This is a genomic window from Streptomyces sp. NPDC001056, assembly GCF_053598955.1.
Genome location: NZ_JBSFLI010000030.1, coordinates 88,560 through 99,743 on the forward strand (window position 1 = coordinate 88,560; position 11,184 = coordinate 99,743).

9 protein-coding genes and 1 pseudogene are annotated in these 11,184 nt (G+C 73.4%); 7 read left to right on the forward strand and 3 right to left on the reverse strand.

All coding sequences use genetic code 11. The features are described from left to right. Positions 1-5: 5 nt before the first annotated feature. From ACWDD7_RS29175 to ACWDD7_RS29185, 3 genes are read left to right on the forward strand one after another with little or no spacing between them, the layout of a single operon-like run. On the forward strand, positions 6-1,835 hold the full coding sequence (locus ACWDD7_RS29175) for a glycoside hydrolase family 15 protein (protein ID WP_450459588.1): 1,830 nt from the start codon (positions 6-8) through the stop codon (positions 1,833-1,835). After that, complete coding sequence (locus ACWDD7_RS29180) at positions 1,832-3,280, forward strand: glucose-6-phosphate dehydrogenase (protein WP_450459589.1); 1,449 nt, start codon at positions 1,832-1,834, stop codon at positions 3,278-3,280. Before ACWDD7_RS29175 ends, ACWDD7_RS29180 begins: the two co-directional genes overlap by 4 nt. 16 nt (positions 3,281-3,296) lie before the next feature. After that, positions 3,297-3,872 carry a gluconokinase gene (locus tag ACWDD7_RS29185; protein WP_450459590.1) on the forward strand — a complete coding sequence of 192 codons (576 nt, stop codon included), beginning with the start codon at positions 3,297-3,299 and terminating at the stop codon, positions 3,870-3,872. 69 nt (positions 3,873-3,941) lie between these two features. On the opposite strand, the gene ACWDD7_RS29190 is transcribed toward ACWDD7_RS29185, so the two are convergent. Next, positions 3,942-4,436, reverse strand: a complete 495-nt coding sequence (locus ACWDD7_RS29190) for a hypothetical protein (protein WP_351876290.1) — start codon at positions 4,434-4,436, stop codon at positions 3,942-3,944. 281 nt (positions 4,437-4,717) lie between these two features. On the opposite strand from ACWDD7_RS29190, the gene ACWDD7_RS29195 reads away from it, so the two are divergent. The 3 genes from ACWDD7_RS29195 to ACWDD7_RS29205 all read left to right on the forward strand — a co-directional run bounded on the left by ACWDD7_RS29195 (position 4,718) and on the right by ACWDD7_RS29205 (position 7,885). Next, positions 4,718-6,091 (forward strand): MBL fold metallo-hydrolase, encoded by a 1,374-nt coding sequence (locus ACWDD7_RS29195; protein WP_450459591.1) that lies wholly within the window; start codon positions 4,718-4,720, stop codon positions 6,089-6,091. Positions 6,092-6,140: 49 nt separating this feature from the next. After that, positions 6,141-6,296: a hypothetical protein gene (locus tag ACWDD7_RS29200; RefSeq protein ID WP_285563494.1), complete on the forward strand. Its 156-nt coding sequence runs from the start codon at positions 6,141-6,143 to the stop codon at positions 6,294-6,296. A 74-nt stretch (positions 6,297-6,370) separates the two neighbouring features. Further along, positions 6,371-7,885, forward strand: coding sequence for an MFS transporter (locus ACWDD7_RS29205; RefSeq protein WP_450459592.1), 1,515 nt, complete (start codon positions 6,371-6,373; stop codon positions 7,883-7,885). Positions 7,886-8,063: 178 nt separating this feature from the next. Here the strand turns inward: ACWDD7_RS29205 and ACWDD7_RS29210 are convergent. Together ACWDD7_RS29210 and ACWDD7_RS29215 are read right to left on the reverse strand one after the other, a co-directional pair. After that, positions 8,064-8,789: pseudogene (locus ACWDD7_RS29210) on the reverse strand (sodium-dependent transporter); the annotation flags it as partial. Between the two features lie 95 nt (positions 8,790-8,884). Then, the gene (locus ACWDD7_RS29215; protein ID WP_450459593.1) at positions 8,885-9,322 is read right to left on the reverse strand and encodes a hypothetical protein; all 438 of its coding nucleotides are present in this window, start codon (positions 9,320-9,322) and stop codon (positions 8,885-8,887) included. A gap of 332 nt (positions 9,323-9,654) precedes the next feature. Here ACWDD7_RS29215 and ACWDD7_RS29220 point away from each other — a divergent pair, with 332 nt between their 5' ends. Continuing rightward, on the forward strand, positions 9,655-11,013 hold the full coding sequence (locus ACWDD7_RS29220) for an MBL fold metallo-hydrolase (protein WP_450459594.1): 1,359 nt from the start codon (positions 9,655-9,657) through the stop codon (positions 11,011-11,013). The last annotated feature ends 171 nt before the right edge of the window (positions 11,014-11,184 follow it).

The window sequence follows — 11,184 nt, forward strand, 5'->3', positions numbered from 1 at the left end:
GCCGTATGTACGATCCCGATCCGCCCTTCCGGCCGATCCGCAGTCAGGACGGCCATCTCCCGCTGGAGGACCTCGGCCTGATCGGGGACGGCACCACGGCGGCCCTGGTCGGCCTGGACGGCTCCATCCCGTGGATGTGCGTGCCCCGCTTCGACTCGGACGCCGTCTTCTGCGGCCTCCTCGACCACACGCGCGGCGGCCACTTCACCGTGGCGCCCGAGGACCTGGTGGAGGCCCGGCAGCACTACCAGCCCGACACCGGTGTACTGGTCACCGAACTGCGCTCCGCCACCGGTCTGGTGCGCCTCACCGACGCGCTCGCCCTCAGGTCCGGCGCGGACCTCACCGAGGACATGCCGGCCGGGCGGGCGGAGCTCGTGCGCTCGGCGGTCGTCCTGGACGGGCACGTACGGCTGCGGGCCGACCTGGAGCCGCGCGGCGGCGGACAGGCGCATGCGCTGTTCAGCGGGCTGGAGGTACGACCCCACCGGGGGCCCGGCCTCCGCCTCCACCTGCGCTCCAACCGGCCGTTGGCCGGGCTGCGCACCACCCACGACCTCCAGCAGGGCGACCGCCTCGACCTGGTGCTGTCCTGGGGGCGCTTCCACCGGCACCACCGTTTCGACACCGACGCCATGCTCAAGGGCACCGCCGACGCCTGGCGCCGCTGGATGCGGCACTGCGACTACGCCGGACCCCAGGCGGCCCTGGTCAGACGGGCCGCGCTCACCCTGAAGATGTGCGACGACTGGGCCAGCGGCTCGCTGGTGGCCGCGCCCACCTCCTCCCTGCCCGCGCCGATCGGCGGCATCCGCAACTGGGACTACCGCTACACCTGGATCCGGGACGCGGCGTACGCGGTGTTCGCGCTGCGCCGCATCGGGTTCGGCGGCGAGGCGGACTCCTTCCTCGGCTGGGTCCTCGACGCCTTCGAGCACAGCCGGCACCCCCGCATCATGTACACCCTCCAGGGCGACACGGTGCCCGACGAGGTGGAGGACGGCGAGCTGGCGGGCTATCGCGGCTCCGTCCCGGTGCGCTGGGGCAACGGCGCGACCGACCAGCGCCAGCACGACGTGTACGGCGAGATCCTCGACTGCGCGGACAAGTGGCTGCTGGCGGGCGGGGAGATCCAGGCCGCGCTGTGGACGGGCCTGGCCGGGCTCGCGGACGCGGCGGAGGGCGCCTGGCGCCAGCCAGACCAGGGGATCTGGGAAGTGCGCAGCGAGGGGCGGGCGTTCACCTACTCGGCCGGGATGTGCCAGGTGGCCCTGGACCGGGCCGTGCGCATCGGGGAGCGGCACGGACTGCCCGGCCGGATCGACCAGTGGCGGGCGGCGGCCGAGAACGTGCGCCGCGCCATCCTGGAGGAGTCCTGGGACGAGAGGTCGCGCACCCTCAGCGCCCATCTGTCCGGCGGCGGCGTCCTCGACGCGAGCCTGCTGGCGCTGCCGCTGCGTGAGGTCGTACCGGCCGATCATCCACGGATGGTGGCCACGACGGCGGCCGTTGCCGAGCGGCTGTCGGCCGGCGGCGGGCTGCTCTACCGCTATCTGCACGACGAGGCCCCCGACGGTCTCGCCGGTGACGAGGGCGCGTTCGTGCTGTGCAGTTTCTGGCTGGTCGACAACCTGGTCGGGCAGGGCCGCGTCGAGGAGGCCGGGGAGCTGTACGCGTCCCTGTGCGCGCGGACCAGCACGCTCGGGCTGCTGTCCGAGCAGATCCACCCCACCACAGGAGAGTTCATGGGCAACTTCCCCCAGGCGTTCAGCCATATCGGCATCATCGCGAGCGGTGTGAACCTCCAGCGGGCGAGGGCGGCGAGCCCGCGGTGATCGGGCACCTCGTCGTCCTCGGTGCGACGGGCGACCTCAGCGGGCGCTTCCTCATGCCGGCCCTCGCCGCGCTGCGCGCCGCGGGGCACCTCGGCGACGGGTTCCGGGTGACCGGGGCGAGCCGCGAGGAGTGGACCACGGAGCGGTTCCGGGAGTGGACCGGCGAGTGGCTCGACCGGCAGGCCGGTGACATCCCGGCCGACGCCCGGCGAGCGGTCGTGGAGTGCGCCCACTACCGGCGGGCCGATGTCACCGACCCGGAGGACGTCCGTGCGGTCGTCGCCGGTGACGAACCCGTCGCGCTGTACCTCGCGCTGCCGCCCTCGCTGTTCCCCGGGGTGGTCTCCGCGCTGCACTCGGCGGGACTGCCGCCGGGGAGCAGGATCGTGCTGGAGAAGCCGTTCGGCGAGGACCTCGCAAGCGCGCGGGAGTTGAACGCCCTTCTCGCCGAACTGGTGCCGGAGCAGGCGGTGTTCCGGGTGGACCACTTCCTCGCCATGACGACGGTGCAGAACGTGCTGGGCAGCAGGCTCGCCAACCGGGTGCTCGAACCCCTGTGGAACAGCACCCACATCGCCGAGGTGGAGATCATTTGGGAGGAGAGCCTCGCGCTGGAGGGCAGGGCCGGCTACTACGACCATGTGGGCGCCCTGAAGGACATGGTGCAGAACCATCTGCTCCAGGTGCTCTGCCTCGTCGCCATGGAACCGCCGGTCACCCTCGGTGAGCGCGATCTGCGGGACCGCAAGGTCGACGTGCTGCGCTCCGTGCGGATGCTGACCGAGTACGACGTGGTGCACCGCACGCGCCGGGCCCGCTACTCCGCGGGCGCGATCGACGGGCGCGACGTGCCGTCCTACGCCGACGAGGAGGGCGTGGACCCCGGCCGCGGCACCGAGACGTTCGCCGAGGTGGAGCTGGAACTGGACAGCTGGCGCTGGGCGGGTACGACGTTCCGGCTGCGCAGCGGCAAGGGGCTGCGGGCGGACCGCAAGGAGGTCGCGGTGCGGTTCCGGCCCGTGCCCCATCTGCCGTTCGGGCACACCGGGGAGGTGGTGCCCAACGTGCTGCGCTTCGGGCTGGAGCCGGAGGGCCTGACCCTGGATCTGATGGGCACGGGCTCCCGGTCCGGCCATCTCACCGAGCTGGAACTGTCCGCCGAGCTGGAACCCGCCGAACTGCCCGCCTACGGACGACTGTTGCTTGACGTCCTGCGCGGCGACCCCGCTCTGTCGATCCGCGGCGACGAGGCCGAGGAGGCCTGGCGGGTGCTCACCCCGGTCCTCACCGCGTGGGAGCGGGATCTGGTCCCCCTGGAGGAGTACCCGGCGGGCTCCCACGGGCCGGCGTCCGCGCACCCTTACGGGCCCGGCCCGGTGACCAGGGAGGCGCTGCTGCACGAGGAGACGGTCCTGGGTACGGCGTCCGGCGACGGCCGGCCGTGAGGAGAGGAACAGTCCGATGCGTCGTGACCCTGGACAGCGCCCTCCGTGCGTCGTCGTGATCGGGGTGTCCGGGGTGGGCAAGACGACGGTGGCCCGGCTGCTCGCCCGGCGGCTGGACGTCCCCTTCGCGGAGGCGGACGACTTCCACTCCCGCGAGAACATCGCCAAGATGGTGTCGGGCGTGCCGCTCACGGACGCGGACCGGCAGACCTGGCTGGAGTCGATCGGCCGCTGGCTGCGCGCCCGCGACCGGGCGGCGACGGGCGGCGTGGTGCCCTGCTCCGCGCTGCGCCGCCGCTACCGCGACACCCTGCGGAAGGCCTGCCCGGACGCCTTCTTCGTGCACCTGACGGCTCGGCACGAGGAAGTGGGGCGGCGGATGAGCGAGCGCTCCGGACACTTCATGCCGCGCGCTCTGCTGGAATCGCAGGAGGCGACGCTGGAACCGCTGGGGCCCGACGAACGGGGCGGTGCCGTGGACGCGGGTCCGGCTCCGGGGGTCGTCGTCGAGTCGGTTCTGGGGCTCATGGCCGAGAGGGACGGCACGGCCCGCAGCGCCGACGAGGACGACCGGGCCGACGACGGCGCCTGACCGGCGCGCGCTCGCGGGGGCGGGCCGACCCGGGCGACGGCGGTCGCCCGGATGCCCGCCCTGGCGGTGTCAGCAGCCGCAGCTGTAGTAGAGGGCGTCCCAGTGGGTGCCCTCGTCGGCGTAGACGTTTCCGGAGGCCGCGGTCCACATCGGGTAACCGTCGCCGCGCAGGCCGGAGTAGGTGAAGCTGTTCTTGATGTAGTTGGTGATGCAGGTGTTCTTGCCGTAGTCGAGCTTGTAGCCGTTCCAGTGCGAGTACGTGCCGGAGGCGTGCCCGGTCTCGGTGCCGCCGGTGATGTTCAGGGCGCAGCCGCTGGCCTGCTTGAGGGTCACGGCGCCCTGGGCGGTGGCCAGGTTGAGCTGCTCGAACGACGTACAGGTCGAATTGTTGCGGTCGGAGCAGTTGCCGGACGACGACCAGGTGATCCCGGCGTCGCGGAACATCTGGGTCGCGGTGGCATTGCTGATCTTGGTGACCGCGAAGGCGTCCGTCGCGGTGCCGAGGACGGCGACACCGGGGGCGACGACGAGCGCGAGTGCGGTCAGCGCGGAGCGGACCTTCATGAGGGGGCCTCCTGCGTATGGCCGGGCATCTTGTGGGGCGACTGTGCAGGTGGTGCCTGGGGATGATGCCAGAGATCCACACGCGTCCGCCAGAGACGGCGGACACCGGCCACCCTTCCCCGCGCCGACGGGACGACTTGCCCTCCCATACCCCCGTGGGTATACGCTGAACCGCAGCCAATACCCCCCTGGGTATAAAATCATCGTGGAGATACCCCCCGGGGTATAAGAGAGGTCCGGGCGACCGGCCCCCTCCGTACCACCCGCACCAGGAGGCACCCATGCACTTCGCCCAGCACTACCTCGACTGCCTGTCCCAGGCCGCCTACGTCATCGGCGATCCCACCAGCGGCAAGGCCGTCGTGGTCGACCCCCGCCGGGACGTGGACGAGTACGTCGCGGACGCCGAGGCCCACGGATTCACCGTGGAAGCGGTCATCAACACCCACTTCCACGCCGACTTCCTCGCCGGCCACCTGGAACTCGCCCAGCGCACCGGCGCATGGATCGGCTACGGACAGCGCGCCGTCACCGAGTACCCCATCCGCAAACTCTCCGACGGCGAGCGGATCTCCCTGGGCGAGGTCACCCTCCAGATCATGGAGACCCCCGGCCACACCCCCGAATCGATCAGCATCCTCGTCTTCGAGAAGCCCGACGACACCGTCCCCTACGGCGTCCTCACCGGCGACGCCCTCTTCATCGGCGACGTCGGACGCCCCGACCTCCTCGCCTCCGCCGGCGTCACCGCCGAGGAACTGGGCGCCATGCTCTACGACAGCGTCCACCACAAGCTGATGACCCTGCCCGACGAGGTCCGCGTCTTCCCCGCCCACGGCGCCGGCTCCGCCTGCGGCAAGAACCTCTCCACCGAACTCCAGTCGACCATCGGCATGCAGCGCCTGACCAACTACGCCTGCCAGCCCATGGACCAGGACACCTTCGTCCGCCTCGTCACCGCCGGCCAGCCCGCCGCCCCCGGCTACTTCTCCTACGACGCCGACCTCAACCGCCGCAACCGCGACCTCTACCGGACCACCGAAGACGCCCCCGCCCTCGACCTCGCCGAGTTCACCCGCCTGCACACCACCGGCGCCGTCGTCCTCGACACCCGCGACCAGTTCGAATTCGCCGCCGGCCACCTCGCCGGCTCCGTCAACGTCCCCCTCGACGGCCGCTTCGCCGAACAGGCCGGCAGCGTCCTCACCCCCCAGGACGAAATCCTCATCATCGCCCCCGAAGGCCGCGCCGAGGAAACCGTCACCCGCCTCGCCCGCATCGGCTTCGACCACGTCCACGGCTACGCCGCCGACCCCCAGCAGCTCTTCCACACCCACCCCGACCAGATCCGCCAGGCCGACCGGCTGACCGCCCAGACCCTGCGCGAACAGCTCACCTCCCCCCAGCCCCCGCTCGTCCTCGACGTCCGCAACTGCGGCGAACGCGACGAAGGCCGCTCCATCGAGGGCGCCCTGCACATCCCCCTCGCCGAACTCGCCAAGCGCCTCGACGAGGTCCCCGCCGAAGGCCCCCTCGTGGTCCACTGCGCCGGCGGCCACCGCTCCTCCATCGCCGCCAGCCTCATCCGCCACCACGGCCGCACCGACGTCTACGACCTCCTCGGCGGATACGGCGCCTGGGAAACCGCCGCCTGAACCGCCGGGTCCCCGGCGAGAAACCTCACGACCGAGAAAGGAGTCACCCATGTGCCGACGCGTCACCTGCTCGACCTGCGGCAAGGCCACGTACGCGGGCTGCGGTAACCACGTGGAACAGGTCCTCGCGGGCGTACCGCGATCCCGGCGGTGCGACTGCCCGCCCGCGCCCAAGCGCTCGTGGTGGCCCTTCGGCCGCCGCTGAGCACCGGCCGGCCGAACCAAGGGGCCCGGTACTCACCGGCCCCTTCTCACTCTCCCCGCTCCTGGAGGACCTCCGTGGGCTTCGCCGACGACCCCCTCATACCCTCCGACGCCGAGGGCGCGGGCCGGGGCGACGGTGTCCGCCTCCTCGGCGACGGCCGCGTCCCGGCCACGGACACCGTCCGAGGCCCGCGCACGGGCCGGCCCGGCGCAGGCGCGCCCGTGCGGCTCGGGCTGCGCGCCAACTGGCCGCAGTTCACGCTGCTCGTCGTCGTCAACGTCTGCGTGGGCGGCCTGGTCGGTCTGGAACGCACCACCGTCCCGCTCATCGGCACCCGGACCTTCGGTCTCGTCGACGACCTGGCCGTCTTCTCCTTCATCATCGCCTTCGGTCTCACCAAGGCCCTCACCAACCTCGCGGCCGGTGCGCTCACGGCCCGCTTCCGCCGCAAGCAGCTCCTCCTGGCCGGCTGGCTCCTCGGCGTCCCGGTCCCGTTCGTCCTCGCCTGGGCGCCGTCCTGGGGCTGGATCGTCGCGGCGAACGTGCTGCTCGGGCTCAATCAGGGCCTGGCCTGGTCCATGACCGTCAATATGAAGATCGACCTGGTCGGCCCGGCCCGCCGGGGCCTCGCCACCGGTCTGAACGAGGCGGCCGGCTACACGGCCGTCGGCGTCACGGCCCTGCTCACCGGCTACCTCGCCACGCACTACGGGCTGCGCCCCGTGCCCGAGCTGATCGGCGTGGTCTTCGTCGTCGCGGGCCTCGCCCTCGCCCTGGTCGTGCGCGACACCGCCGCCCATGTCGCCCTCGAACTGGCCCGGCACCCCGAGCCGCTGCCCGGCGACGAGAGCACCGGCCTGGCCGCGACCTTCGCCCGGGTCTCCTGGCGCCACCGCTCCCTGCGCGGAGCGAGCCAGGCCGGGCTGGTGAACAACCTCAACGACGGCCTGACCTGGGGCGTGTTCCCCCTGCTCTTCACCGACCACGGCCTCGGCCTCGCCGCCGTGGGGCTCATCAAGGGCCTCTACCCGATCCTGTGGGGCCTCGGGCAGATCCCCACCGGCCAGCTCAGCGACCGCATCGGCCGCAAACCCCTCATCGTCACCGGGATGCTCGTCCAGGCCGCCGGCTTCGTCCTCGCCCTCGCCCTGCTGGACACCCCGCTGCTGGCGGGCGTCCTGTCCGCCGTGGCGCTCGGCATCGGCACCGCCATGGTCTACCCGGCCCTCATCGCCTCCGTCTCCGACCACGCCCACCCCGCGTGGCGGGCCAACGCGCTCGGCACCTACCGCTTCTGGCGCGACATCGGCTACGCCGCCGGCGCCCTGGTGGCCGGAGTCCTCGCCGACGCCTTCGGCCTGCGGACGACCGTGGTCGCGGCCGCCGCCCTCACCGCGGCCTCCGGACTGCTCGCGGCCCGGTGGATCACGGAACGGCACGCCCCTCGCCGACCGCCCGGTACGGCGGTACGGCGGCCCCCTTCGCGACGGCGCGACGCGCCGCGACCTTCTGCACCAGCCCGTACACCAGCGCGACCAGCAGGGCGTGCGGCTGCCCCGGCAGCGCCTGTACGACGACGACCGCGCTGACGCTGACATTGCTCATCCCGCACGCCAGGGTGACCGAGGCCCCGGCGGCGGGCGGCAGCCGCAGCGCACGGGCGGTGAGCGAACCGGCGAGGAAGGCCAGCCGGCACACGGCCCACCCCACGGCGGCGCAGAGCACCACGACCGACCAGGGCTGCTCGTGCAGTACGGGAACGGCGGCGGTCGCGTTGACGTAGGTCAGCGCGAGCATCGCCGCCATCGCCACCAGCGGCGCCCGGGTCAGCAGGCGGCCGCCGATGCCGCGGGGAAGGAACCTCCGGGCGAGCAGCCCGACCGCGCAGGGCAGGGCGACGGCGCCGGTCAGCAGCGCCCGCGCCTGGCCGGCCGCGCTGTCGACCAGCGTCTGCGTCCGAACCGCCGACGGCAGGACATGGCCCAGCAGACCCAGCGTCGCGGGCATGGTCAGCGGACTGAGCAGCGCGGACAGGAGTACGACGGCCAGCAGGGCGGTGACGTCGCCGTCCCGGCCGATCCAGACCGTCGCGGCGGCGGCCACGGGGGCCGCCGCGATCAGCGCGACGGCCGTGGACAGACCCCCGGCCGGCCCGCGCAACCCCGCGGCGGACAGCACCAGGGCGGTGGCGGGCGCCAGGACGAAAGCGGTCAGCAGATGCGCGGCCAGTCCCGCGAGCACGACCTTCGGTCGCCGGACGGCGGCCAGGGCCCGCTCCGGCGGCACCTGGAAGGCGGCGGCGAAGAGGATGACGAACAGCGCGACGACGGACACGTCGAGGCGCAGCCCGAAGAGGCCGACCGCGGCTTTGCGCAGCCGGGCCCCGGGCTCGGGCACGAGCAGGGCGAGCAGGTAGCAGACGAGGACGGCAGGGCCCAGAGGCCGGTGGATCCCACCGGAGGGCCGGCTGCCGCGGGCAGGGCGAGCGGGCATGCGGAGTTCCTTGGTGTGCCGCAGGGGTTTCAGGGACGCGAAGAGGCGACGCGGGCGCGCCCGGTACGGGCTCGAACCGCGCCACCGGGCACTCCCTAGACCCTGAGCAGCACTTCCGGACGGCCGCCGGGCACCCGGCGGGGCGCGGGCGGCTGCGGGGACGGCGGCGGCGCGCTCGCCGGCACCGTCCGGTGCGCCCCGTCCGAGACGCACGCCTGGGCGCGCGGGGCCGGGTCGGGAGCCACCGCGGCGACCGGCTTGGCGCCATGGCACCGGCTGCCCGCGGTCCTGTGCGCGTCGGGGGCCGCGGCCCGGGGCGCGGACGCGACCGGCTGCCGGTGCGAGAAGCCGGGCGCGGACGCGACGAGCTGCCGGTGCGAGAAGCCGGACGCGGATCCGGCCAGGGTGCGCATGCGCGGGCAGCCGCCGAGCGCGGCGGCGAGGACGGCGCCGACGAGCACGGCGACGAGGAGGGCCGCCCAGGCAGGGCGCGCGCTCGCCGCCGGCCTCGTCCCCTCGTCCCACAGACGCACGCCTCGGACGCTACGACGCCCGCGCGGCAGCGGACGTTCGCCTCGCGAGGACGCGGCGCAGCGTCCCCCGCACGGGTCTGCGGCAGGCGCGCACGGCCGCGGATCCACTCGCCGCTGATCCACTCGCCCCGGATCCACTCGCCGCTGATCCACTCGTCGCGGCTCCACTGGCGCGGCATGCTCACCGGCCGCCTCTGACACCTCGGCCGGGCCGGTCCGACGACGGCCGGCCCGCCCTTCCGGAACGGGCACGAGCAAGGAATACCCCCTGGGGTACTCGTGTTAGGGTCTTACACATACCCCGGGGGGTACATACCGAAGGGAACGTCCCCGTGTTCTTCATCGACACCATCGAGATCGAGGGCCTCGGTAACCGCAGCTACCTCGCCGGCGGCCGGCAAGCCGCCGTGGCGGTGGACCCGCCGCGCGACTTCGACCAGGTCCTCGCGGCGGCGGTGCGACACGGCGTACGGATCACCCACGTGGTGGAGACCCACATCCACAACGACTACGTCACCGGCGGCCTGGAGCTGGCCCGGGTGACCGGCGCCGCCTATCTGGTACCGGCCGACGCGCGGGTGTCGTTCGCGCGGGTGCCGGTGGCCGACGGCGACACCGTCGCCCTCGACGACGGGCTGGAACTGCGGGCGGTCGCCACCCCCGGCCACACTCCCCACCACACCTCCTACGTCCTGCGCGAGCAGGGACGGCCGGTGGCCGCGTTCACCGGCGGCTCCCTGCTGATCGGCACGGTGGGCCGGCCCGACCTGGTCGAGCCCCGCCTGACCGAGCGGCTGGCCCGCGCCCAGCACGCCTCCGCCCACCGGCTGGCCGCCGAACTGCCGGACGAGACGTCCGTGCTGCCCACGCACGGCTTCGGCAGCTTCTGCTCCTCCGCGCAGGCCGAGGGCGACACCACCACCATCGGCAAGGAGAAGTCGGCCAATGCCGCGCTCACCACGGACGTCGACTCCTTCGTCGCCCGGCTGCTCGCCGAGCTCGACGACATTCCCGCCTACTACGCGCACATGGGCCCGGCCAACGCCGCGGGTCCCGCGCCGGTGGACCTCACCCCGCCGGCCGTCGCCGACGGCCGGGAGATCGCGGCCCGGCTCGCGGCCGGCGAGTGGGTCGTGGACCTGCGCAACCGTGTCGCGTTCGCCGAGGGCCATGTCGCCGGTTCCTTCAACTTCGAGGCCGACGGCAAGATCGCCACGTACCTTGCCTGGATGATCCCGTGGGGCAAGCCGGTCACCCTGCTCGCCGAATCCCCCGAGCAGCTGGCCGCCGCCCAGCGCGAGCTGGTCCGGGTCGGCATCGACCGGCCCGCCGCCGCGGCGACCGGCGCGCCCCAGGAGTGGGTGGCCGAGGGCGACAGCCTCGTCTCCTTCCCCCGCTCCACCTTCGCCGGCCTGGCCGAGCGCGGCACGGACGGCGTCGTCGTCCTCGACGTGCGCCGCGACTCCGAGCGCGCCGACGGCCACATCGAGGACTCCGTCCACATCCCGATCCACCAGCTGCCCAAGCGGCTGGGCGAGATACCGGCGGGCACCGTCTGGGTGCACTGCGCCGGGGGCATGCGGGCCGGCATCGCCGCCTCCCTGCTGCACGCCGCCGGCCGGGACGTGGTGGCCGTGGACGACGGCTTCGACTCCGCCACCGCCGCAGGCCTGGCCGTGGTGACCGGCTGACCGGCACCGCCCACCGCCTGCTCCGATCCATCCGTTTTCCCGAGAGGCCGAGCGATGTCCCTCCTCCCCCACGACCAGGACCGTGTCACCGTCGACGAGGCTGTCCGGTACACCCGGGGCGCCGATGCCGCGGCCGTTCTGCTCGACGTGCGTGAGCAGCGTGAGTGGGAC